General features: G+C 31.1%; 25 protein-coding genes. 4 read left to right on the top strand and 21 right to left on the bottom strand.

Going from position 1 to position 25,205, the window contains the following annotated elements; genetic code table 11:
• Positions 1 to 7: 7 nt before the first annotated feature.
• From FBF06_RS06700 to FBF06_RS06710, 3 genes are all read right to left on the bottom strand, one after another.
• Positions 8 to 1,426: a DUF3373 family protein gene (locus tag FBF06_RS06700; protein WP_057040579.1), complete on the bottom strand. Its 1,419-nt coding sequence runs from the start codon at positions 1,424 to 1,426 to the stop codon at positions 8 to 10.
• Between the two features lie 155 nt (positions 1,427 to 1,581).
• Positions 1,582 to 2,064 (bottom strand): peptidylprolyl isomerase, encoded by a 483-nt coding sequence (locus FBF06_RS06705; protein WP_002822502.1) that lies wholly within the window; start codon positions 2,062 to 2,064, stop codon positions 1,582 to 1,584.
• A gap of 9 nt (positions 2,065 to 2,073) precedes the next feature.
• Positions 2,074 to 2,781, bottom strand: a complete 708-nt coding sequence (locus FBF06_RS06710) for a YebC/PmpR family DNA-binding transcriptional regulator (protein ID WP_002787769.1) — start codon at positions 2,779 to 2,781, stop codon at positions 2,074 to 2,076.
• 108 nt (positions 2,782 to 2,889) lie between these two features.
• Between FBF06_RS06710 and FBF06_RS06715 the strand changes: the two genes are divergently transcribed.
• Together FBF06_RS06715 and FBF06_RS06720 are read left to right on the top strand one after the other, a co-directional pair.
• Complete coding sequence (locus FBF06_RS06715) at positions 2,890 to 3,231, top strand: multidrug efflux SMR transporter (RefSeq protein ID WP_002777281.1); 342 nt, start codon at positions 2,890 to 2,892, stop codon at positions 3,229 to 3,231.
• Positions 3,231 to 3,539, top strand: coding sequence for a multidrug efflux SMR transporter (locus FBF06_RS06720; protein ID WP_002777309.1), 309 nt, complete (start codon positions 3,231 to 3,233; stop codon positions 3,537 to 3,539). The genes FBF06_RS06715 and FBF06_RS06720 overlap by 1 nt, the downstream gene beginning before the upstream one ends.
• Positions 3,540 to 3,556: 17 nt before the next feature.
• Here the strand turns inward: FBF06_RS06720 and argS are convergent, their stop codons facing one another.
• The 17 genes from argS to cetC all read right to left on the bottom strand — a co-directional run bounded on the left by argS (position 3,557) and on the right by cetC (position 21,089).
• Positions 3,557 to 5,149, bottom strand: a complete 1,593-nt coding sequence (argS, locus tag FBF06_RS06725; RefSeq protein ID WP_002852838.1) for an arginine--tRNA ligase — start codon at positions 5,147 to 5,149, stop codon at positions 3,557 to 3,559.
• 11 nt (positions 5,150 to 5,160) lie between these two features.
• The gene (locus FBF06_RS06730; RefSeq protein WP_002852866.1) at positions 5,161 to 5,400 is read right to left on the bottom strand and encodes a twin-arginine translocase TatA/TatE family subunit; all 240 of its coding nucleotides are present in this window, start codon (positions 5,398 to 5,400) and stop codon (positions 5,161 to 5,163) included.
• Position 5,401: 1 nt separating this feature from the next.
• Positions 5,402 to 6,025, bottom strand: coding sequence for a guanylate kinase (gmk, locus tag FBF06_RS06735; RefSeq protein WP_002860253.1), 624 nt, complete (start codon positions 6,023 to 6,025; stop codon positions 5,402 to 5,404).
• Positions 6,022 to 7,650 carry a highly acidic protein gene (locus tag FBF06_RS06740; RefSeq protein WP_168977594.1) on the bottom strand — a complete coding sequence of 543 codons (1,629 nt, stop codon included), beginning with the start codon at positions 7,648 to 7,650 and terminating at the stop codon, positions 6,022 to 6,024. The genes gmk and FBF06_RS06740 overlap by 4 nt, the downstream gene beginning before the upstream one ends.
• A gap of 56 nt (positions 7,651 to 7,706) precedes the next feature.
• Positions 7,707 to 8,474, bottom strand: a complete 768-nt coding sequence (fliR, locus tag FBF06_RS06745; RefSeq protein ID WP_032591452.1) for a flagellar biosynthetic protein FliR — start codon at positions 8,472 to 8,474, stop codon at positions 7,707 to 7,709.
• The gene (locus FBF06_RS06750) at positions 8,461 to 9,096 is read right to left on the bottom strand and encodes an ABC transporter ATP-binding protein (protein ID WP_002852807.1); all 636 of its coding nucleotides are present in this window, start codon (positions 9,094 to 9,096) and stop codon (positions 8,461 to 8,463) included. Before FBF06_RS06750 ends, fliR begins: the two co-directional genes overlap by 14 nt.
• Positions 9,097 to 9,108: 12 nt before the next feature.
• Positions 9,109 to 10,182 (bottom strand): translation elongation factor Ts, encoded by a 1,074-nt coding sequence (gene tsf, locus FBF06_RS06755; RefSeq protein WP_002852901.1) that lies wholly within the window; start codon positions 10,180 to 10,182, stop codon positions 9,109 to 9,111.
• Positions 10,182 to 10,973 (bottom strand): 30S ribosomal protein S2, encoded by a 792-nt coding sequence (gene rpsB, locus FBF06_RS06760; protein ID WP_052795922.1) that lies wholly within the window; start codon positions 10,971 to 10,973, stop codon positions 10,182 to 10,184. Before rpsB ends, tsf begins: the two co-directional genes overlap by 1 nt.
• A 115-nt stretch (positions 10,974 to 11,088) precedes the next feature.
• Positions 11,089 to 12,252 carry a cyclopropane-fatty-acyl-phospholipid synthase family protein gene (locus FBF06_RS06765; RefSeq protein WP_002852655.1) on the bottom strand — a complete coding sequence of 388 codons (1,164 nt, stop codon included), beginning with the start codon at positions 12,250 to 12,252 and terminating at the stop codon, positions 11,089 to 11,091.
• Between the two features lie 127 nt (positions 12,253 to 12,379).
• Entirely contained in the window at positions 12,380 to 13,504 is a 1,125-nt protein-coding gene (locus FBF06_RS06770) for a cytochrome c1 (protein ID WP_168977595.1), read from the bottom strand.
• On the bottom strand, positions 13,501 to 14,751 hold the full coding sequence (locus FBF06_RS06775; RefSeq protein WP_002852758.1) for a cytochrome bc complex cytochrome b subunit: 1,251 nt from the start codon (positions 14,749 to 14,751) through the stop codon (positions 13,501 to 13,503). Before FBF06_RS06775 ends, FBF06_RS06770 begins: the two co-directional genes overlap by 4 nt.
• Position 14,752: 1 nt before the next feature.
• A complete protein-coding gene (gene petA / locus FBF06_RS06780; protein WP_002852880.1) occupies positions 14,753 to 15,256 on the bottom strand; it encodes a ubiquinol-cytochrome c reductase iron-sulfur subunit in 504 nt (167 codons plus the stop codon).
• A gap of 90 nt (positions 15,257 to 15,346) precedes the next feature.
• Positions 15,347 to 16,633: an arsenic transporter gene (locus FBF06_RS06785; protein WP_168977596.1), complete on the bottom strand. Its 1,287-nt coding sequence runs from the start codon at positions 16,631 to 16,633 to the stop codon at positions 15,347 to 15,349.
• Complete coding sequence (gene mnmG / locus FBF06_RS06790; protein WP_002854088.1) at positions 16,634 to 18,493, bottom strand: tRNA uridine-5-carboxymethylaminomethyl(34) synthesis enzyme MnmG; 1,860 nt, start codon at positions 18,491 to 18,493, stop codon at positions 16,634 to 16,636. It lies immediately after the preceding gene.
• 87 nt (positions 18,494 to 18,580) lie between these two features.
• A complete protein-coding gene (cetB, locus tag FBF06_RS06795) occupies positions 18,581 to 19,078 on the bottom strand; it encodes a bipartate energy taxis response protein CetB (RefSeq protein ID WP_002777340.1) in 498 nt (165 codons plus the stop codon).
• Between the two features lie 17 nt (positions 19,079 to 19,095).
• Entirely contained in the window at positions 19,096 to 20,475 is a 1,380-nt protein-coding gene (gene cetA, locus FBF06_RS06800; protein ID WP_002859272.1) for a bipartate energy taxis response protein CetA, read from the bottom strand.
• A 119-nt stretch (positions 20,476 to 20,594) separates the two neighbouring features.
• Positions 20,595 to 21,089 carry an energy taxis response protein CetC gene (gene cetC, locus FBF06_RS06805; RefSeq protein ID WP_002852821.1) on the bottom strand — a complete coding sequence of 165 codons (495 nt, stop codon included), beginning with the start codon at positions 21,087 to 21,089 and terminating at the stop codon, positions 20,595 to 20,597.
• Positions 21,090 to 21,357: 268 nt separating this feature from the next.
• Between cetC and FBF06_RS06810 the strand changes: the two genes are divergently transcribed.
• Complete coding sequence (locus FBF06_RS06810; RefSeq protein ID WP_002852850.1) at positions 21,358 to 22,734, top strand: cation:dicarboxylase symporter family transporter; 1,377 nt, start codon at positions 21,358 to 21,360, stop codon at positions 22,732 to 22,734.
• Here FBF06_RS06810 and FBF06_RS06815 read toward each other — a convergent pair.
• The gene (locus FBF06_RS06815) at positions 22,731 to 23,537 is read right to left on the bottom strand and encodes an inverse autotransporter beta-barrel domain-containing protein (protein ID WP_002864547.1); all 807 of its coding nucleotides are present in this window, start codon (positions 23,535 to 23,537) and stop codon (positions 22,731 to 22,733) included. The genes FBF06_RS06810 and FBF06_RS06815 overlap by 4 nt on opposite strands.
• 141 nt (positions 23,538 to 23,678) lie before the next feature.
• On the opposite strand from FBF06_RS06815, the gene FBF06_RS06820 reads away from it, so the two are divergent.
• Positions 23,679 to 25,205: an inorganic phosphate transporter gene (locus FBF06_RS06820; protein WP_002852729.1), complete on the top strand. Its 1,527-nt coding sequence runs from the start codon at positions 23,679 to 23,681 to the stop codon at positions 25,203 to 25,205.

Consider the following 25,205-nt stretch of genomic DNA (forward strand, 5'->3'; position numbering starts at 1 on the left):
TTGCTCCTTAGAATTTTACATTATACATTAACATGATATTATCAGCTCTTGATTTTTCTTTTTTAGCTCCCATTAATGGAATTCCACGATTTCCCCATTTGTTTTGGATATTGGTATAGCTTAAGCGTAAGAATTGATATCTGTCAAGTTGATAAATCACATAAAAATCATGAGCTGTTCCTCTTGTCATTCTTATATTAAGCGGATCATTGATACTTGGACGGCTCATAGTATACCAGTATCTACTTCCCCAGAAAAACTCATAACCTACTTTTAAAGCCTTGGTAAAATCATAGCGTCCGCCTACATGCACAGCATAACCATCTTCTTCATTGAATTTTAAATTATTTGCGAAACTACTGGCAGCAGGTATCCAGAAAGCATTAGCATTGCTTCCATTGTAGTATCCTAAAGAAGCAAACCAGTTAAAATTTGTTCCAAAAGCTTTGTAGTTTTCAAAATGGATATTTGCTATAGTAGCATCACCAAGATTTTTAACACCGGCACCACCAATTAAATTATTAATTATTGCTCCACCATCAATAGGAAGTGAAAAGTCGCTAATATAAGCTACATTAAGAAGTAATAAGTTATCCCCCATACCCTCTATAGGAAGTTCTCCTTCTACTGCAGCATAGTAAAGATTTGCATCAGCATCTTTTTGATCGCTCATCCAGTCTCTTACCTTACCCTCTTCATCCCATTGATAAGTTTTACCATAAGCTGCACGGATGGCTACCTTATGATCTTGTAAACTTTCAGGTTTATAAGTGATTACTGCTGCATCACCTAAAGCATTAATTGCTAAGGCTGGATAAGTGGATTGTCTTAAAGCATTGTTTCTAAGATTACTTCCTGGACCATCGGTTCCTGGCTGTCTTCCTATGGTTGCAATCCACTCAGGTGTGATATAGTAGTCAAGATAAGCTCTATCTACATAAAGTACAGGCCCACTTGTTCTTGTGTTTCTTCCTGCATCTAAGTCAAGTGGACTTCCACTCCAACCCATTTGAGACCAATTTTTAGCCATAGATAAACGACCATAGAATTTGGTTTTATCATTAATATCAGCATTCATATTTAAATGAAGCTCATTCATCCATTTGTTATTGGCACTATAATCTTGTCCGTCAACTTTATAGTTTGTATTTGAAACCGCTGTTGAAAACTCAAGTCCAAATTTAACCTTGCTCAAAGCTGCTTGAAATTCTGTTTCATCAGCTCTATCGTTAAGATCAGCAAGTTCAGCTTTTACAGCTTCATTTTGCTTAGCTTGAGCTTCCCTTTCTTTTCTGATTTCTGCAAGTTCAGCTTGAATTTGCGCAAGCTGTTTTTGAAGCTTGGTTATTTCATCATCTGTATTTTTAGCAAAAAGTGAAGATGAAAGAAGACAAGCACTTAAAATAAGTGAAAACTTAGTTTTCATAATCATAACTCCTTGTAATTTTGTTACATTTAGTAAATTAAAATTGTGATTATAGAAAAAAAAGTTTAAAAAAAAATTATACATTAATTATTTTTAGCTAGTCAAACTTATGACTAGCTTTGTAAATATTGTAGTTTCAAAAAAGTTTTAAAATTTTAAATTTTATCACAAATTTTTATGTCTAAAATTTTATCTCCTTGGCGTATAGAGTCTAAAACTTCCAAACTTTCTTCATCTTTTGGATCAATTTGCCCAAAAACAGTATGAACTCCATCTAAATGAGCTTGAGGGCTGTGACAAATAAAAAATTGAGAGCCACCCGTATCGCGTCCTGCGTGTGCCATAGATAAGGTTCCACGCTCATGTTTATGTTCTTGATCATCACATTCGCAAATGATTTCATATCCAGGCCCACCTACACCATTGCCGTGTGGACAACCTCCCTGTATGACAAAATTTGGGATCACACGATGAAAATTTAAATCTTTATAAAATCCCTCATTAGCCAAAGTAGCAAAATTACAAACCGTTTGCGGAGCCTCATCGCCAAAAAGTTTTAATTTCATTGTGCCTTTTTCAGTTTCTATAAGAGCAAATTTGTATTCATTTACTTTGCTTGTGTCGATTGTTTTTATCATTATTTCTCCTTAATCTATATTTGTATAAACAGCTTGAACATCATCATCATCTTCTAACTTATCTAAAAGTTTTTCTATATCGCTAAGCTGTTCTTCGCTAAAGCTTACAGGATTGTTTGGTATATACTCAAGTCCTGCTTTTTTAAGAACTAAACCCTTAGTCTCTATAGCAGAACTTAGCTCACCAAAGGCAGTATAATCACCGCTAATTACTAACTCTTCTTCATTTTGTTCTAATTCTTCAAGCCCTGCATCGATCAAATCAAGTTCTAATTCTTCTAAATCTCCTGCAAATTTTTCAAGATGAAAAACCGCTTTTCTAGTAAACATAAAGCCTAAAGATCCATTTTGTAAAACTTCTCCACCATTTTTGCTAAAAATGGCTTTAACATTAGCCACGGTGCGCGTAGGGTTATCGCTCATACATTCAACTATAACCAAAGCTCCATGTGCAGCTTTTCCTTCATAATGAATGTTTTTAATATCTGCGCTATCTTTTCCACTCGCACGCTTAATAGCCGCATCTATATTATCTTTTGGCATATTATTTGCTTTTGCTGTGGCTATAGCACTTCTTAATTTTGGATTCATATCAGGATCAGTGCCACCTTCTTTAGCAGCTACTTGTATGGCTTTAGCAAGCTTAGGAAAAAGCTTACTCATTTTATCCCATCTAGCCTCTTTAGAAGCTCTTCGGTATTCAAACGCTCGTCCCATAAATTCTCACTTTCTTTAAAGATTTTTAAACTTAAAAGTATAAACTAAAAAGGCTAATTAAAGCTTTAAATGGTATGATTTTACCATTTATTTTTAGGGAGAAGCTTTTTGAATATCGCAAAAAAAGAACTTTTTGTTGCTTGGTTTTTCTTGATTGCTGCTATTGTATTTGAAGTTTTAGGTACTAGTTTTTTAAAAATGGAAAATCAAATTTTAGGCTATATATTTATGGCTTTATTTATAGCTTTTTCTTATTTTTTTATGGGCAAGGCGATTAAAAAAATTCAAGTAGGCATAGCCTATGCCGTATGGGAACTTTTAGGGATTATTCTTATACTTTTAGTTTCTTTTATAGTTTTTAAAGAGAGTTTAACCTTAACTCAAATTTTAGGCATTGTTCTTTCTATCGTTGGAATTATCATGATTAATATAGGCGAGGTTAAAGAATAATGTATATTTTTATTATTGTTCTATCGGCATTGTTAGATATCGTAGCAAATTTATTGCTAAAAAAATCAGATGGTTTTAAGAATAAAATTTGGGGCTTAGCTGCGATTGTCAATGCTATACTTGCTTTTTTTCTACTTTCTTTTTCTTTAAAATATGTTCCTTTAAGCATAGCTTACTCAACTTGGGGTGCTATAGGCATCATAGGAACTTGTCTTGGTGGATGGATTTTATATAAAGAAAAATTAAACAAAATAGGAATTTTAGGTATCATTATCGTGATAATAGCAGTATTTTTACTAAACTATTAAAACAGCAAAATGCGGTTTTAATGTTCCATTTTGTTTTTTGCTTCAATACCCATTAAAGAAAATGCGGTTTTAATACTAAGAGCAACCAAAGAAAATAATTTAAGCAAATCATTTTCATTTGCAGAGCCTACAACTTTATTTTCATTGTAGAATTTATGAAAATTTGCAGCTAAATTTTTAAGATAATCAGGAATTTTTTGCAAAGCTCTAGCCTCAAAAGCATCGTTTAAAACAGCCTTTAAATTCAAAGCTTCAAAAAGCAAATTTACGCCATCTTGATTTAAACTTTGCAAATCAGCTTTCATTACATCATCGATTTTTTTACCAGCTTTAGCAAACACTTGATGAATTCTAGCGTGTGCATAGTTGATATAGTATACAGGATTAGAGCTATCTTCTTTTTGCAAATCACTAATATCAAATTCCAAATGAGTATCGCATTTTTTACTCAAAAAGATATAACGCAAAGCATCACTTCCTATCTCATCAACCACATCGCTCATCAAGATAAAATTTCCTGCTCTTTTACTCATTTTATAAGGTTCTCCATCTTTAAGTAGGGAAACCATTTGTGCTAAAATAATCTCAAGATTATTAGAGTCAAATCCCAAAAATTCCATCGCAGCTTTCATTCTAGGGATATAACCATGATGATCTGCTCCCCAGATATTAATACACTTTCCATAACCACGACTCATTTTATCTTTATGATAAACAATATCTGCTGCCAAATAAGTCCCGCGTCCATCTTCACGGATAATTACCCTATCTTTTTCATCGCCTTTTTGCGAAGAAGCAAGCCAAATTTTACCTTCTTGCTCGTAAATTCCTTTATGCTCTTTTAAAGATTCTAAAGTTGCATTTAAAGCATCATAATACGATCTTTCGCTTACATAGCTGTCAATTTTAATCTTTGCTTGTTCTAAATTTTGTTTAATCAAAACAAGCATTTTATCTTTTGCCCAATCAGCCAAACTAGGGATATTTTCTTCGCTAAAAAATTCTTTACCAAATTTTTCAAAAGCTTCTTTTGCTAAATCCGCTATATACTCGCCTTTATAATATTGCTCTGGATATTCAACATTTTCATGAAGTATATTTTCTTTCACACTTAGTAAAATAGAAAGCCCTAGTAAATAAATTTGATTACCCGCATCATTGACATAGTATTCTGTATCGAATTTATAGCCCAAATGTCTTGCAAGTCTTGTTAAGGTGTCTCCAAAAACAGCGCCTCTTGCATGTCCTATGTGTAAAGGCCCAGTAGGATTTGCACTCACATATTCAAGCAAAAAACTTTCTTGTTTTTTTTCTCCTTTAGTAAAATCATTTGGATTTGTTAAAGCCTGATTTGCAAGTTCATTTAAAAAAGTTTTGGAAATTCTAAAATTTAAATACCCATTTACAGCTTCAACTAATTCAAAACAATCATGATTTTGAAATTTGCTCGCTAAGTCGCTAGCGATCAACATAGGGGATTTTTTTAATTCCTTAGCCAGTGAAAAAGCCAAAGGGGTAGCAAAATGTGCTAAATTTTTATCCTTTGGATTTTCAAGCGCAAAATCACACTCTAAAATCTTTTTAATTTCATTAAAAATAATACTTTTCAAAAGACTAAACCTTAAGCTTTTTTTGTTTCGTCTATACTTGCATCAGCATTTGTATTATTAGTTGTGTTTTTGTTTTCTTCTATTTTTTGAGTATTTTTTGCTACTTCATCATCATTATTCATTTCATCTTTAAAAGTTTTAATACCTTTGCCTAAACCCTTTGCAAGTTCTGGAATTTTTTTTGCTCCAAAAAGCAATACAACAATCAATAAAATAATCAACCAATGACTTGGACTTGACCAACCACCCATTTTATTCTCCTTCATTCCAAATATTCTGAATTTGCCCTAGATTCTGCCCTTTGGTTCTAAATTTATGGGCGATTAAAATCGCTCGCAATGCTTCATAACTTTGCTTTAACTCATCGTTAATGATAAGATAATCATACTCGCTAAGCTCTTTCATTTCATCACTAGCGTTTTGTAATCTTTTTTCTAGTTGTATTATTGTATCAGTATTTCGCTTAATAAGTCTTTTTTTTAACTCATCTTTATTTTTTGTAGTAATAAAAACAGAAACAATCTTATCAGCCATTTTTTTTCTGGCTATTTTAAATCCTTGCACATCAATATCAAAAACAACTATTTTTCCATTATCTAAAGCATTTTGAGTGTGCTTTAAAGAAGTACCATAAAAATTTTCATGCACTCTAGCCCATTCTAAAAAATGATCACTATCTATACCTTTTTGAAATTCTTCATGGGATATAAAATGATAATGTATTCCATTTTTTTCACCCTCTCTTGGTTTGCGAGTTGTTGAAGAAATAGAAAAATAAAGCTCATCTTCAAATTCATCAAAAAGTTTTTTTAAAAGAGTTGATTTTCCAGCACCACTAGGACCTGAAATCAACAAAACAAAACCTTGCAATTTCAATCCTCTTTAAAACTAATGTTTATATTTATATTCATATTCATACCCTTAAGAGCAGCTTTTAAGGTATCATCTTTAATACTTGAAGTGATCGCTCCTACTATGCTTTGGCTAAGCTCATTAACTATCTCTTCGCTATTATCATCTTTAGTTACATCACTTACTATAGGCTCTTCATTTTTTTCTAAGATTTCCTCTCCAAGAGCTTCTTGTATATCACTTTCTTTCAATGTATCAAAATCACTTATATTTAAATTTGGCACAACCACTTCCTCTTCATTTGTTCCTAATTCTTTATCGTCTAAAATTGGTTCATCTTTAAAATCTTCTAAGACCTTGCTACTATTGTCACTATCAATACCATAATCAAGCTCATCAAGTTGAGCTAGTTCTTCTTTGATTTGATCTTGAGTACTCAAATTTGAAGCAAAATCATCTATTTCATCTTGAATATCTTCTTCCACAACAGGAGCAAACTCCTCTAAATTTTCCTCTGATTCTTCATTATATTTTGCTTGACCTAAAAATTCAGCATCCTCAGGAAGATCATCAAAATCCATTTCTTTTTCTTGCTCTTCAACCTCAGGAAGATCATCAAAATCGCTTATATTAGCTTGTAATTCTTTATTATCTTCTAAATCTTCATCATTTTTATCATCTAGCTCATCTAAACTAGGCTCAGTATCCAAAGCTGTATGTTCTTGGCTTAAGTCTTCTTTTTCACTTTCGCCATCTTCTAAAGTTAAATCTAAATCAATTTGAGTGTCTTCTTGAGTCTGTTCTTTAATTGTTTCTTGTTCTAAATTGTCATGTTCTAAATTTTGAGTTTCTAAAGTTTTGTTTGAATTATCATCTTGAGATTCGCTAAGCTCTTCTTGCATTTCTAATGTATTTGTTTTAGAATCGTCTAATAATTCTTGCTTTTCTATTTCTTCATTTTTATCATCTTCTTTGATTTCTAAATCTTCATCATTTTTATCATCTAGCTCATCTAAACTAGGCTCAGTATCCAAAGCTGTATGTTCTTGGCTTAAGTCTTCTTTTTCACTTTCGCCATCTTCTAAAGTTAAATCTAAATCAATTTGAGTGTCTTCTTGAGTCTGTTCTTTAATTGTTTCATGTTCTAAATTTTGAGTTTCTAAAGTTTTGTTTGCATTATCATCTTGAGCATCATCATCAAAACTCAAATCTTCCATTCCCTCTGAATTTATATCTAAAGAATTTTCATCAGGCAAATCATCTAAATTTAAATTATCTAAATCCAAGCTTATATCAGCATAAGGATTTTCATCATTGCTTAACATTGGCAAATCAATAGATGTATGCTTGTTCGCATCTTTATTATTAAGTAAATTTAAAAAATCTGTAGGTAAAAAAGGTTTTTGTAAAATTTGCGCATCTATATCTTCTACATTTTGATTTCGCGGGGCTAAAAAAATCAATCTATCGCATTTTTCTTTAAGAATTTTTAAAGGTGCTGGAGTATCACTATCTACAACAATCACATCATAATTACCCAAATTTTCACTATAAGCATTAAGTTCTTCAAAATCATAAGACATTTTTTTAGCACTAAGGCTTACAAGTCTTGAAACTACAGGGTTTTCATTTAAAAGTAAAATTTTCATCACTTTAATCCTTAAAAAATAATCGCTATTTTACGATAATTTCATTTATCCTTTCCTTAGGAGAAAAAAAGAGTTTGTATATGAGTAAAAAGTTCTAAAATTAAATTTTTAAAATATTGCATCATAACTAGTAAAATAGCAATCAAAACTACAAAACCTAGAGCTATCTTTATAGGATAGCCAATAACTAAAAGATTAAATTGTGGCATTGTTTTCATCAAAAGTCCAAAAATAACATCGGCTAAAAGTGAAATTCCAAGTATAGGAAAGCTCATAGCAAAACCTATGATGAAAATATTAAACATACCCATATTTAAATAATGCATTAAATTCTCATGCGGATAAAATCCACCTAAACTAATATAACCCAAAGAATGACTTAAAAACAAAAGCATTAAATGATGGCCATCAAAAGCAAGAAAAAACATCAAAGCAAGTAAATTTAAAATTTGAGATGTGATAGGCATACTCGTTCCAGAACTTGGATCTAATATACTTGCCATAGTAAATCCCATAGTAAAAGCAATCTGCTCACCTGCCATCATAATAATAGCAAAAATAATTTGAAGCATTAATCCTGCTATCATTCCAAAAATCACTTCACTAATAAGCTGTAAAACAAAAAAACTATCTAAATGCAAAGATTCTAATCTAGCCAAAGGATATAAATACATAGTCAAAAATAAAACTATAGTACTTTTTATCACCATAGGAATAGAATTATGTGAAAAAAAAGGAAAAAAAACTATAAGACCACTCATTCTAGCAAGAAGCAACATAAAAGTTACAACATTTTTATCACCTAAATAATTAACAAATTCCATTGGCGTTTATAGTATAAGTTTTATCACAAAAACTTGCAAGCTTGCTATCGTGAGTTACAAAAAATAAAGCTGCATCATTTTCTTTAACATAGGAAATTAAAAGCTCGATAACATTTTTAGCATTATCAAAATCCAAATTTCCAGTTGCTTCATCAGCAAAAATAATCTTTGGTTTTTTACAAAGCACACGTGCGATACTCACACGCTGTTGTTGTCCGCCGCTAAGCTTTCCTATTTTTTGATGTAAAAGCGTATCAATACCTAACCTTTTTAAAATTTTCTCATCTAAATCTTGACCCGATAAAACACTAGCAAGTTCGATATTTTCTAAAGCCGAAAAACCTTTAAAAAGATAATGTGTCTGAAAAATAATACCAAAATCATAACGGCGAATTTTTAATCTTTCGTTTTCATCTATCTGATAAAGACTAGAACCTTTAAAAAAAACTTCACCTTTTTTTGGAATCAATAAAGAAGAAAGTATATGCAAAAGAGTAGATTTACCACAACCGCTACTCCCTTGAATAGCAATGCAATCTTTGGTATTTAAAGTAAGATTTAAACCCTCAAAAAGCGGATAATCAAAACTATGGCTTAAATTTTCCGCTCTTAAGAGTTCCATTTTTAACCGTTTTTAAAGTTGTGCAGCAACTTCAGCCGCAAAATCTTCAGTTTTCTTTTCTAAACCTTCGCCAACTTCAAAGCAAATAAATTCAACAATTTTAATTTTTCCGCCAAATTCTTTTTCTTTTTCAGCAATTACTTGTTCTACAGTTTTTTTATCATCCATTACATAAAACTGACCCATTAAAGTAAGTTTGCTATCGAGTTGAGAATTATCAGCTATAAAACTATTCATTTTACCTGGAATGATATTATCCCAAATTTTTTCAGGTTTACCTTGAGCTTTAAGTTCTTCTTTGATTTTTTCTTCAGCTTCTTTTAAAATTGCATCGCTTAATTGTTTGCGACTTGCAAATTGAGGAATTTTATGTTCAGGTTTATTTGGATCTTTAAGTCTGCGTCTTTCTTCATTTTCTTTTTCAAGTTCAGCAACCAAAGCTTTGTATTCATTTTCAACAAAAGTCATATCCAAATCTTCATAACTTAAATAACTTGGTCTCATTGCTGCAATATGCATACAAATTTGTCTTAATAAATCTCTTGATTTTGAAGCTACTTCAGCACTATCACAAGCTGCAGCGATCACAACACCAACACGGCCATTTGTATGAATATAACCATTTACAACGCCGTTAGCACCTGCTTTTAAAGTTGCAAATCTTCTTACAACTAAGTTTTCTCCTATAGTTGCAATTTGACTTTTTAAATATTCTTCAAATTTTACACCATTAATCGTACTTGAGTGAAGCTCTTCCACACTTTGCAAGCTATTGCTTTGAATATGAGCTGTAGTATCTTTTGTTAAAGCGATAAACTGATCATTTTTTGCCACAAAATCTGTTTCGGAATTAATCTCACTTACAGTTGCGCTTGTAAAATCATCACTTACTTTTACACTTACTAAACCTTCTGCAGCAAGTCTATCTGCTTTTTTAGCAGCCTTACCTAAACCTTTTTCTCTTAAAAGTTGTACTGCTTTATCAAAATCTCCATTAGTTTCACTCAAAGCATTTTTACAATCCATCATCCCCGCGCCTGTACTTTCGCGGAGTTCTTTTACCATTGCAGCAGTAATTTCAGCCATTATTCTTGCTCCTCACCGAAGTCTTCTTCGCTCATCGCTTCATCTAAAACTTCTTTTTTCTCTTCATCGGTGATTTCTTTTTCTTCATTTGCTAAAGGTTCGCCATCTTGTTCTCTTAAAGCTTTTCCTTCATTAATCGCTTCAGCCATTTCTTGGCAGAAAAGTTGCACTGAACGAATTGCATCATCATTTCCTGGAATAGGATAAGTTACCAAGTCAGGATCGCAGTTTGTATCTAGTGGAGCTACAACAGGAATTCTTAATCTATTTGCTTCTTGAACAGCAATTTTTTCTTTTACTGTGTCAATAACAAAAATCATATCAGGTTGAGTTTTCATATAACGAATTCCACCTAAATAAGCTAATAATTTTTCTTTTTTTCTTGTAAGCATTAAAGCTTCTTTTTTAGTTAAAAGTTTAATACTTCCATCTTCTTCCATTTTTTCAATTACTTCTAATTTTCTAATTGATTGGCGAATGGTACCAAAATTTGTCATCATACCGCCAAGCCATCTATGATTTACATAAGGCATACCGCATTTTTCAGCGTATTCTTTAATCGCTCCACCTGCTTGTTTTTTTGTCCCGACAAAAAGTATAGTTTTTCCTTCGGCAGCAGCGTCACGAACGATATTATAGGTATATCTAAAATATCTTAAAGTTTTTTGTAAATCAATTACATAAATACCTTTTCTCTCGCCAAAAATGAATTTTTTCATCTTTGGATTCCAGCGTCTTGTTTGGTGTCCAAAATGCACACCGCATTCTAATAAATCTCTCATACTAACCATGAGTTTCTCCTTATAAATTTAGCTTTATTCCTCCACATCCCTTAATTTACACAAGCTAAAAAGGATTGATGCGTGTGAAATGAAGCTAAGATTTTATCAAATTTAAGTTTAGTTTTTACTTATATATGTAGTCCTTGGTAAGGCTTAGATTATTATTGATTTCTTTTGTGATTAAAAATTGAAACAAATCCACGCTTCCAACACGAAAAGCAGAGGCACAAGAACGAAGGTATAAATCCCACATTCTTATAAATTCTTCATCATATTTTTCCCTTACCTTGTCCAATACTTTGTTAAAATTTTCATCCCATAAATCTAAAGTTTTTGCATAGTGCATTCTTAAACTTTCTGCTAAAAGAAGATGAAAATCCCACTCACTCATAGCACTTACAACCTCTCTTAAAGAAGGTAAATATCCTCCTGGAAAAATATATTTATCTATCCAAGCATTTGTTTTTCCTTCAAACATGGCTAAAATAGAATGTAAAAGCATAGAACCTCCAGGTTTTAACACTTGTTTTACTTTCATGAAATAAAGTCCTAAATTCTCTTTGCCTACATGTTCAAACATACCCACAGAAACAACTTTATCAAAATAATTTTCAAATTCTAAATCTTGATAATTTTGAAGTCTTATTTCTATTTTATCTTCAAGACCAAGTTCTTTTACTCTTTCCTTAGCTTTTTTACACTGCTCCTCTGAAATAGTAATTCCAACAACCTTAACTCCATACTTTTGAGCCGCCATAATAGAAAGCCAACCCCAGCCACAACCTATATCTAAAAGCTTTTCTCCTTCTTTTAAATCAAGTTTTTTAAGAGTATGTTCTATTTTGTTAATTTGAGCTTCATAAAGAGTATTATTAGGCTCTTTAAAATAAGCGCAAGAATAGCTCATAGTATCATCAAGCCAAAGCTTATAAAAATCATTACCTATATCATAATGACTTTTGATATTTTTACTTTCCTGTTTTTGGGCTATTTTACTCAAGATATCCTCTGTATTTTTTAAAAAACGCTTATTTGAAAAATAATACAAAACTTTAGCTATTTCATCATAATCACCTTCTATTTCTAGTTTAGACTCCATATAATGTTTTGCAAAAACTAAACTCGTATCACTAAATAATTTTAAAAAAGGTATTTTTTCTTTGAAAATTAAAGAAAATTTAGCAGGCTGATTACCCACATGAAATTCTTCTTGATCCCAAAATACAATTCTAAAATTTCCATAATTCCATTTTGAAAGAATAAATTTAATCATTTGTTTTTCAAGCATGACATACTCCAACTAATAAAAATTATTATTTGATAGTATCTCTTAATTATGTTTAAAATTTGATAAAATTGAAGAAAAGATAGAATTTTTGCCACAGATATAAAATAGTGGCAAAAATTTTATAATACTAATGTAATTTAGACCAAACAGAACGCTTCCAACCTATAGCAAAAATACTTAAAATTACAAAGAATATCATTACATAAATTCCTGTAGTTTTTCTTTCTTCTTTTTTGCTATCACCCACTTGATCAATATAAGATACAACCTTAGCCTGTGCAGCTTCTGTTAAACCTACTCTTGGCATAGCGGTTCCTGGAAGAAGTTTTTGAGTATTATTAATAAAATCATGTAAATATTGCTCACCACGAGATCTTATCATCATAGAAAGATCAGGTGGAATAGAACCTAAATAAGTTTTTAAATCATTTTGATTTGATGGAGTAAAAAAGCTATCGTATTTCATATCATGACAACGTCCGCAAGCCTCAATAAAAGTTGCTTTATCTTTAGCAAATTTTATATCTTTTTCCATTAAAGCTGCTTTTTGAGCACTATTTTCCATTTTAGCATATTTTGCCTCAACATCTTTCTTAATAGTAGCATCTTCATTGGCTTCAAATTTAACACTCACATCTTTAAGATAAGCAATTACATTGGCTATATTTGCATTTGTAGCTTCTTCACTTTCTCCTGAAGTATCTTTATTGTAAGCTGTCATAATAAAAGCATCACCAAATTTATGATCTACTTTTAAAGCAAGCGCAGGATGCATAATCAAAGCTGCTAAAAATTTTTCATCAAAAATAGCACCAGCTGCACTAAGATCAGGCGGTATTACTCCCATAGAAGAATCAGTAATATTAGCTGCTATTCCATCTTCTTTTACACCATGACATGCAAAACAGTTATTTTCAAAAAATTCTTTACCTTTTTTTGCATCACCCTTAGCAAAATCGATCTTTGCAACATCTGCCCAAAGTGTTTCAACCTTGCTTAATTCTTCTTTTGCTTTTTCAAGTTCTTTGTTTGCACTCTCTATTCTTTTAGCATCTCCTGAAGCTTGCGCATCTTTTAGAGCTAATTCTTTAGCTTCAACTATACCTTTTGCAAAAGTAGTATCTTCAACAGCAAAATCAAAATTTGCAGGAGCAACATGAGGCTTCATCACTGAATGAGCATAAGGCTCTACCCCCCAATATACAAGTGCAGTAAAAACTACTACAACTAAAAATATTTTTATTTCTCTCATTGTTTAGCTCCTTTTCTCTCCATAATAGTAATAACCGGTAAAACTACAATAAGTAAAAGTAAAAATACTATAGAAGCGTAAAATCCTACCCAAGCATTTACACCTGTTGGAGGTAATTTTCCATAAACTGTTAAAACAATTAAATCGATAAGCAATATCCAAAACCAAATGAAAAATAAAGGTCTTTCATGAGCTGGTTTTACCACATCACTTCTATCAAGCCAAGGAAGCAAGAAGAAAATCACTTGAGCAATACCAAATGCAGCCAAACCTATATCAAAAGCTTTAATACCTGCAATATCAAAGAAAAATCCTCTTAAAACTTCATAACTCCATAAGAAATACCACTCAGGATAAATATGAGCTGGTGTTTTAAGCGCATTAGCTGGATCAAAATTAATTGGATCCATTGCAAATTCAAATTTAAAACAGACCAAATAAAAGAAGAAAATCATAAAAAAGCTTATATACATAAAATCTTTTGATAAAAATCCTGGCCAAAAAGGAATCACTTTAGAACCCTTTGTGTCACCTGCCATGTATTTTTCAGCCTCTAAATCAAAGTCAAGTTCTTCAGAAATTTCATTATTAACATGAGGAATTCTTAAAGAATAGAAGTGAAATGCTATAATAGCAATGATAACTATAGGAAGCAAGCACACATGAAGCATAAAAAATCTTGTTAAAGTTGGATCAGAAACCGCATAATCTCCACGAATCCAAATCACAAGCTCAGGGCCAATAAATGGTATCCCTCCAAAAAGATTAGTGATTACTTGAGCTGCCCAATAACTCATTTGTCCCCAAGGAAGCATATACCCACTAAAAGCTTCAGCAGAAAATACAACAAACAAAAGCATACCGCTAACCCAAATCATCTCACGACCTTTTTTATAAGAACCGTAATAAATTCCTGTTAGCATATGTATGTATATAATCAAAAATACAACAGAAGCGGCAACACCATGCATGTGACGCCAAAGCCATCCATAGTCCACCTCTTGCATAATAGTCTTATTCACACTATCAAAAGCAAGTGCAGTATCTGGTTTATAATACATCACAAGTAAAAGTCCTGTAACAAAAAGCACTGCAAAAAGAGTGGTTAAAATAACCCCCATTGCCCAAAGAAAGTTAATTTGCTTTGGTATCCAATACTTTACCATTAAAACATCAAGCAGTTTATGTACCGCAAGTCTTTGATCAAGCCAATCTACAAGACCATTAGCTTTTCTAATTTGTGCCATCTTAAGCCTCCGCTATCATTTTTTTATATTCAGGACCCTCTTCACCTAAAACAAGCTTGGTTCCATCAATTTTAAAAGGAGGAATTTCAAGAGGCTTTGGAGGAGGTCCAAAGACATTTTTTCCACTTGTGTCAAATTCTCCACCATGACAGGCGCATTTAAACAATTGCTCACTTGGTTGGTAAGCAGGTATACAACCCAAATGTGTACAAAGTCCTATAACCACAGTATAAGCTGCGTTATCTACCACAACATCACGTTTTTCATCTTTTGGCATACTCGCATCTTTTTTTAATATAAAAATAGGCTTTTTACGCCATTCTATAGTTCTAAGCTCTCCATCTTGCATTCCTGATAAATCTACTGTAGTAAAACCTGCAGCTTTAACACTTGGAAGCGGATCCCAAGTTTTTTTCATCGCAACAAGTGAGAAAACACCGCCTACAGCAGCTACGCTTCCAAATGCAAAGCCCATAAAGCTTCGTCTACTCTCAGATGTAGCCATAACTTGCTCCTTTCGATTTTATTTTTTAACCAAGTTAAAAGTTTATCGAAATTAAAATAAATTTTTTCTTTGTTTAACAAGTTTTGATATTTAGACAATAAGAGCAAAAAGAGAAAAAACAAGCACAGGTAAAGTTATCAAAAAGCCAAATTTACAATATTGCCAAAAAGAAATATTAATGCCTTTTCTAGCCAAAACTCCAAGCCAAAGCAAAGTTGCTAAAGAACCTATTGGCGTAAGTTTTGGACCTATATTTACACCTAAAAGATGTGCATAAATCATCAAAGAATCAAAAGAAAAATTCTCAAAATATTCTTTTAATGCCAAATCTCCGATTAAAACCATAGGCAAATTATTAAACACAGAAGATCCAAAAGCTGAAATCAAAGCCACACCAAAAATTCCACTCTTATCTTGCATCAAAAAAACATAGCTTTTAACCAAAATTTCACTCACACCTATTTTATGTAAAGCAAAAACCACCATATAAAGCCCAAAACTAAAAAGCAAAACTCCATAAGGTGCTTCAAAAAGAATTTTAATACTTTTTTTACCTTGAATTTTTAAAATAATAAGCCAAAAAATTCCCGCCCAAAGCAAAGCAAAAAAACTTATTTTAATATTAAAAATTTCACCTATAAAAAAACTGATAACAAAAAGAAATAAAAATACTATGCAAAGAAAAAACAATTTCAATGAAATTTGCTCTTTTTTGATTAATTTAAATTCAAGCCTTTTAGGTAAAACTCTCACATAAAGCACAAAAACCGTAACTATAGTAGAAAGCAAAACAAAAAAATTTGGCAAAAACATATTTTTAGCAAATTCTAAAAATTCTATCTTAAAATAATTTGCTGTGATGATATTGGTTAAATTTGAAATAACCAAAGCGTTTGAACTTGCATCACATAAAAAAGAAAGGCTAAGTAAAAAAGAACTTAAAATAAAAGCATGATTTTTACAATCTTTAAGAGTTGAAAATAAAGCTATAATAATAGGTGTAATGATTAAAATCGCTCCATCGTTAGCAAAAAATGCAGAAAGAAAAAATACAAAAATCAACAAAAATAACATCATTTTTTTTGTACTGATATAAATTTTTTCTTGATTTTTCTCTCTAGAAAAATACAAAATTTTACTCGCAATAAAATCAAAAAATCCCAAAGCTTCCAAGCTAAAAGAAAGGATAATCAACCCAACCAAAGTTAAAGAACTATCCCAAACCAAAGAAAAAACAAAACAAGCATCTTTAAAATCTACCAATTGAAAAATAAAAACAAAAAAAGCCCCCAAGCTAGAAAATACCCAAATAGGTAAATTCCATGGACGCCAAAAAAGTAAAACTAAAGTAGATAAAAAAATAAAAAAAGCAAGCATTTAAGCTTTTTTCTTTTGCATTTTGATATAAATTTGCAAAATATCCAACGCTGCAGGAGTGATTCCACTGATTTGACTTGCAGCAAAAATGGTTGGAGGTTTATGATGATTAAGCTTTTCTACAACCTCATTACTCAAACCACTTACACTTTTAAAATCAAAATTTTCAGGAATTTTAAGCTCACTAAGATTTTTCATTTTTTCTACTTGAGCTTTTTGCATACTAATGTAATGATAATACTTTGCCTCATTTAAAATCTCTCTTAAGGAGTAATGATCCATGGTTTCAAATATAGGGTCAAGTTTTTTTAATTTTTCTATATCAAAACTTGCTCTTGCAACAATTTTTTGAAGATTGACTATAGAAGAAATTTTATCTTCTCCTAAACTCTCTAAAAAAGCATTATTTTGGTTGTTAGGCGTAAATTCTTTAGAAAGTAAAAATTCAAGTCCTTTTTGAAGATTGTTTGCGATATTTTGTATATAAGTAAAATCTTGCTCGCTTAAAAGCCCTAAATCATAGCCATATTTTCCAAGTCTAAGTATAGCATTTTCTTCCCTTAAAAGCAGTCTAAATTCCGCTCTTGAAGTAAACATTCTATAAGGTTCTTTTGTGCCTTTTACTACCAAATCATCGATTAAAACTCCTATATAAGCTTCATCACGCCTTAAAATCAAAGGCTCTTTCATATCTATGCTTAAGCTTGCATTGATTCCCGCCATAAAGCCTTGTGCTGCAGCCTCTTCATAACCTGTAGTTCCATTAATCTGTCCTGCACAATAAAGATTTTTAATCTTTTTAAGTTCTAAAGTATGCTTAAGTTCAGTTGGCTCTATATAGTCATATTCTATAGCATAACCAAAACGGGTTATTTTAGCATTTTCAAAACCCTTTACAGAACGCAACATTTGAGTTTGTACTTCATAAGGTAAAGAAGTAGAAAAACCATTGATATAATACTCCGTCGCATCGATAGTTTGAGGCTCTATAAAAAGATGATGGCTTTCTTTGTCGCTAAAACGATTGATCTTATCTTCTATAGAAGGACAATACCTTGGCCCCACACCTTCAATCTGTCCTGTAAAAAGCGGAGCACGATAAAAATTATTCTTAATAATCTCATGTGTAGTTGTATTAGTGCGTGCGATATAACAAGGAAGTTGAGTAGGATTGAAATTTCTTGAACGAAAACTAAAAGCTTTAGGATTTACATCACCATCTTGAATTTCAAGCACGCTAAAATCAATGCTTTTTGCATCCACTCTTGGGCAAGTTCCTGTTTTTAAACGTCCCATTTTTAAACCCAAAGTTTGCAGATAATTTCCTAAATTTACCGAAGCAAGCTCCCCTACCCTTCCTGCTTGAAGTTTATTTTCACCTACGTGAATAAGTCCATTTAAAAAAGTTCCTGTTGTTAGGATGACTTTTTTGGCAAAATATATATTTTCTAAATTTGTTTTTACGCCTTTAACTTCATCATTTTCTACGATTAAAACACTCGCTTGTTCTTGAGAAATTTCTAAATTTGGAAGTTTTAAAAGTTTATTACGTGCAATGATACGGTATTTATCCATATCAATTTGTGCCCTACTTCCTTGAACGGCTACACCCTTACTTTCATTTAAAATGCGAAATTGTATCCCTGCTTCATCGGTGATTTCACCCATAAGACCACCCATGGCATCAAGTTCTTTTACCAAATGCCCTTTAGCAAGTCCACCTATGGCTGGATTACAACTTGCCGCTCCTATTTGCTCAATCAATGTAGTTAAAAGTAAGGTTTTTTTACCCATTCTAGCAGCAGCAGCACTTGCTTCAACACCTGCATGTCCACCACCTATAACAATGACATCAAACATATTTTGCCTTGAAAAATGTGAATTTTTAAAAGAAAGATTATATAATATTTAGACTTAAAACAAACTCGTTTTAAGTCTAACAAAAATTTATTTAGCTTCTTGAAGAGAAAAGATTAGCTCATTATAAGTTTTATCTGCATCTTTGCAGAAATTTTTAAGCATCTCAACACCCTTATTTAAGCCTTGTTGCTGTTCTGCTCTTAAAAGATCGCTATAAAGACTTTCTATTGTAGAAATAGCGCTTTTATTTGGCATACGACGAACGGAATAATAGCCTATGATATTATTATTAACATCTATTGATGGGGTTACATTTGCAAAAACCCAATAGTAATTGTTATCTTTGGTTTTATTTTTTACGTAAGCAAAAATTTCTTTGCCTTCTTTCATATAATCCCATAAATATTTAAAAACAGTTTTTGGCATCTCTTCATGTCTTACTATGTTATGAGGTTTATTTAAAACTTCACCCATGGTATAACCTGCATACTTTAAAAAATCATCATTTGCATAAACTATTTTACCTTTTAAATCTGTTTTAGAAGTAATTAAACTATCTTCTTGTAAAAAAATTTCTCTTGACATTTTCCCACCCTCTTAATTTATATTTTTAATTTTGCTAAGATTTCAGCACTTCTTTGCTCTAGTGATTTAATATCATTTACAATCGCATCATAAGCTTTTTGATCGATATAATCTTGACTTGATTCTTCTATTGCTTTTTTAGCGTTATCTTTTATAAATTCTTTAGCTAATTTTAACTCAGTTTCAGAACTAAGCTCATTAATAACACCTTGAGCTCTCTCATCTTGACAAAGATTAGAAATTGGATCTACACTTTCAAGATTGAAATTTTGAGCCCCATTTAAATTTAAATATATATTTGATTTATAAAGAATATGATCGATTTTAACCACAGACAAAATCAATCTCTTTGCAAAGGATCCAAAATTAACACCAAGAGCACTACTATTTTCTTCTAGACGTTTAAAAGCTTGAGAAAATTTATTAATTCTTTCTTCAGATTCACTAACAATGTTAAAAACTTGCTCACTGCCACTTTGGATATTTACAAAATCTTGTTGCATAGTCTGAATTGCAATAGAAATTTCGCTTGTAGATCTTTGAGTTCTTTCTGCTAACTTTCTAACTTCATCAGCCACAACCGCAAAGCCCCTACCATGCTCTCCTGCACGCGCAGCTTCAATAGCAGCATTTAAAGCTAGAAGATTGGTTTGATCGGCTATATCACGTATTACTTCAACCACTGAAGTGATATTTTGTGAATTAGCCACAAAAGTTTGTACTGTCTCCTTGCTCGAATTTACAACATCCATTAAAGAACCCATAGCACTTTGAAGAGAATCCACCTCTGAACCATTTTCTGTAGCTGTATGAGAAATGGCATCCACTGTATCATATACATTTTTCATCATGCTAATATCTTGATTTAATGAGCTAGAAATTTGAGACATGTCTTTATTTTGATTTCCAAGGCTTAAATCCATTAAAGTTCTTGATAAAGCATTTTTAAAAGTAGATCTTGCTGTCACTTCTATGTTTGCTAAAGCTTTATTTATAAATTCGATATTATGAGCAAAAATTCCTTTTAAACCTTCAGGCAAAGCCTTGCGATAAAATTCACCTTTTTGAGAACAAGAAATAGAAGTATTAATTTCCCTTAAGTAAGCTTCTAGCCCATCAATAGTATTGTTAAGATTATCTGCTATTTCGGCTAATTTTTTGCTTTTTGTTTTTACATAGATAATTCTATTGTCAAAATTTCCTTCTTTTAACTCTCTACAAAGAACCAAAAGTTTATCTATCATTATTTGCTCATCTTTGTGTTGTCTAAGCAAATAAATCATTAAAACAGCGATTAAAACAAAAATTATCGCTCCAACAAAAATATGAATAAAAATGACACCTAAAACACCGATAACACTTAGAAAAATAGTTGATAATAATCCATTTTTCACCATAAATTTACCCCTTTTATTGAAAATTTTTTGAAATCATAAATCAAAACAATACTTTAATAATATATTACTTTAATTTTTAGGCGAAAATTATACAATAAAAAAGATTAAATATATCTTATTTAGTTATTTTCTTGTAAGTTAAAAATAAGTTCATTATAAGTCATTTTATAAGAACTTACAATATCCATTAAAGCTGAAACTCCAGCATTAATGCCTGATTTTTGCTCTTTTTCAAGTAAAATTTTATAAACTTCTTCAATTATAGAAAGAGATTTTCTATTGGGTGCACGACGAACAGAATAATAATTGATGATATCTCCATTAGCATCAAATGAAGCACTTACATTTGCAAAAACCCAGTAAAAATTACCATCTTTGGATTTATTTTTCACAAATGCAAAAATTTCATCTCCTTTTTGAATATAATCCCAAAGACATTTAAATACAGTGCGTGGCATATCTTCATGTCTTACTATATTATGAGATTTATATAAAAGCTCATCGACTTTATAACCTGCGTATTTTAAAAAGTCATTATTGGCATAAATGATATTCCCCTTAAGATCTGTTTTGGAAGTAATTAAAGCATTTTCAGACAAAACTATTTCTTTCATAATTTAAAACATCCCAATAAAACAAATAAATCAAAAATAGAATTATTACCAATAATAAATAACAAAAAGCAAACTGAATTACAAAATTATAAAATTTTCAAAAATATTTTAAATTTTATAATGCAAATAATGAGAAATTTTGTAACGTTTATATAAAAAATTATCATATCATATAAAAGAAAGTATTTCTAGATTTGTTTTTTTGTTAAAATTTACGATACACATTGTTAAAATTATATTTTACAAAGATCAAAAGGAGTGAATAAACTTGGAAACTTTAAGTCAAACTTTAGCTGAAAGAAAACCGCCTTTATATAAACGTATTATAAAAAGTCTTGGATTTTGGGTGATTATAGGCATTATTACAGGTATTGTACTTGGCTATACAGATAAAGAATTAGCCATTGCTAGCAAACCAGGAGTTGATTATTTTATAGGTGCTTTAAAGGTTCTTATAGGCCCTATTATTTTTGTTACTTTGGTTTTGGGCATCATTAGTCTTGAAAGTTTAAAAAAAGTAGGTAGCATTGGTGCTAAAGCGGTTATTTACTTTGAAGTTGTAAGTACTTTAGCACTTGCTATAGGTATTTTTATGGCAAATGTTATGCAACCAGGCCATGGAATGAATCTTGATCCAAGTCAACTTGATACAAAAAGCGTTCAAAAATACATTTCTCAAACCACAGAAGTAAGTGCGAGCTCTGAGATTATGCATATTTTAAAAGATGCTATGCCTACTGATATTATCACACCTTTTACAGAAGGAAAAACCATACAAGTTTTAGTTATTGCTATAATTACTGCTTTGATTATTTCTTTAATGAGAATAGAAGACAAACAGGCAATTCAAAGAGTTTTTGAAGTGGTACAAAATTTTGTTTTTAAAATTCTACAAATCATTATGTATTTTAGTCCTATTGCCGCCTTTTCAGCAATGGCTGTACTCATAGCTCAATACGGAATTGGCTCTTTGATCAACTTAGCATATTTACTTTTAGTAATGCTGATTTCATGTCTTGTTTTTATATTTGGAATCTTAGGTCTGATTTGTTATTTTGCAAAAGTAAATATCTTCAAATTTATGAGATTTATCTCAAGAGAAGTATTGATCGTTTTTGCAACCAGTTCAAGCGAGTCTGCACTTGCTCCTTTAATGAGAAAACTAGAAAAAGCAGGACTTTCTAAAGCAACAGTCGGACTTGTTTTACCAACGGGATATAGTTTTAATCTTGATTGTACAAATATTTATCTAGCTATGAGCTTAATCTTTCTAGCACAAGCTTTCAATGTAAATTTAAGTTTAGCACACGAAATCAGTATTTTAATAGTATTAATGATAGCCTCAAAAGGTGCAGTAGGTGTAACTGGATCAGGTTTTATAGTGCTTGGAAGTACGCTTGCGGCTCTAGGAAATATGGAAATTTCAGAAGCAAATGCAACCTTAGCACAAGTTCTACCAGTAGCTGCTATAGGTGTTCTTTTAGGTGTTGATAAATTTATGTCTGAAATGAGAGCGGTTGGAAATCTTTGCGGAAATTCAGTAGCAGCTTTAATCGTTGCTATCTGGGATAAACAAATTGATTGGGAAAAATTCCGCTACGCTATGGACAATCCAGAAAAATTTCATAATGCTGGAATGAACTAATGAGTTCTTTGGAGGAAATCATATCGATTAACCTCCTCTAAAGTATTATCTTTTTTTCTAAATTGCTTTAAAAAACTTTCATTGAAATTAAAACTAAATCCAACTTGAACAACAGTATCATCAACAGTCTCTCTTGCACTATAATCACGACGCAATAAATTTAAACTAAATACACTATAAGGAGAGTAAGATACTTGATAATTAGTTTTATCATTATCCTTACTTATATCAAAAGCAAAAGCGGTATAAGTTGGAATTACAAAACTCATTCCAAGCTGTAATTTTTTTTCTGCTTCATTGGGTATATAATAATTACTATAAGCCTTTATAAATTTACTATAACCAAACTCTGTACCAAAGCTTTTAGTATCTTTTTGTTCTTTTTGTTTATCAATAAAACCATTAACTCCAAATAAAAAATCATCTTTTTCATAACGATTGATTAAACCCCCTGAGTAATTATAATTATCTTGAGCCACAAAAAGTTCTTTTTGAAAAAGCAAAGAATTATTCTCCCCCTCATAAAGAGAACTTAAATTTTTAACCTGCGCGTTTTCATTTTGAAAATCTAAATTCCCATCTGTTTTATCTATACCATTATTATTTTCTAAAGTTTTTGAAAGTAAGCTATCAAAAGTGCTTTTAAAATCCACATTCTCTTCTTGAATTTTTGGAGCTTCTTTGGTATTTTTATAATCAAAGTGCTCCCAAGAATTTTGATTATTATTTTTTGCTAAAGCCTCTGTAAGTTCATCGCCATTGAGTAAAGAAAACAATGCTATTATATAAAAAATACCTCTCATTATTCTTATATTCCTTATTATTTCTTATTTAAGTATTTATTATAAAAAAATAATATAAATAAAAATTCCACAAAGACTAAAAAATAAAATTAGCAATTTTAAAGTAAATAAGTGTATAATTAAAATAAAAAAGGGTTATTAATGCAAAAAGACAACCTCATAGCTTTTGTTATTTTTATTATCAGTACTATCGCATTTGTTATTTGGGGATTTGGTTATATTTCGCAACATCAATTGATTCTTTTTATTCTTGCTTCTATATTTGGCATTTTTATGGCATTTAATATAGGTGGAAATGATGTAGCCAATTCTTTTGGAACAAGCGTTGGCGCAAAAACAGTAACCATTAAACAAGCTTTAATTATAGCAGCTGTTTTTGAGCTAAGCGGGGCAATCTTCGCAGGCGCAGAAGTTACTAAGACCATACGCAGCGGTATTGTTATTTTTCCAAATTCTTTAGATCCTATGCTTTTTGTTATCATTATGCTTGCTGCACTTTTAAGCTCTGGGGTTTGGATTTTTATTGCAACCAAGAAAGGCTTACCTGTATCAACCACACACAGTATAGTTGGTGGGATTGTAGGTGCTAGCATTATGATGGGGCTTTTAAAATTTGATGGAATCCAAACACTCTCTATGGTTAAATGGAGTGAAATTTTAAGAATAGCTATTTCTTGGGTAGCTTCGCCTCTTTTAGGGGGTATTGTAGCTTATATTATTTATTCATATATTGATAAGAAAATTTTAAAACCATCAGAAAAACTAAATGATGATTTGAAAAATATCAAAAAAGAAAGAAAAAAATTCAAAGAAGAATATTTTTTAAATTTAAAAACAAAATCCCAAGAAGAACAAATCAAAGAACTTTCCGCTATAGCTTTGGATGAAGAAGAACAAGAAAATAATTTCTATAGAAATAAAATGAAGGAATTTAAGGATCAAGAAAAAGATATAGATATTTACTCTATTTTAAAAACTCATATGCCAATCATTGCTTGTATTGCTGCTGCTATCATTTCGGCAATGTTTTTATTTAAAGGTTTAAATAATGTTAGCACTTTGGATATTTTACAAAACTTTTGGATTATCGGAATTATAGGAACTATAAGTTATGTTGTAACATTTGCTATAGTCAAAATCGTTAAAAAAACAGAACTTAATAAAACTACTGATAGAATTTTCTCATGGTTTCAAATATTTACAGCCTCTAGTTTTGCATTTTCACACGGAGCCAATGATATAGCCAATGCTATAGGTCCTTTTGCAGCGATTTTAGATGTCTTAAAAAACGGCACAATTAACGCGACTTCTCCTGTACCTTTTGCTGCTTTAGCTATGTTTGGAGTTGCTCTAGTTGTAGGACTTTGGTTTTTAGGTAAAGAAGTGATTACTACAGTGGGTTCAAAACTTGCAACCATACGGCCTACTACTGGATTTTCTGCAGAACTTGGTGCAAGCATAGTTATACTCTTAGCTACACAATTTGGAATTCCTGTTAGCTCCACCCATATACTCATAGGTGCTATCTTGGGTATAGGAGTGTATAATAAAAACGCAAATTGGATTATGATGAAGCCTATAGGATTGGCTTGGATTATCACTTTACCAGCCGCTGGTATTATGGCAGCACTTGTATTTTTAGGATTTAAACTATCTTTAGGAATTTAA

This window comes from Campylobacter sp. CFSAN093227 (assembly GCF_012897855.1).
Taxonomy (GTDB): domain Bacteria; phylum Campylobacterota; class Campylobacteria; order Campylobacterales; family Campylobacteraceae; genus Campylobacter_D; species Campylobacter_D jejuni.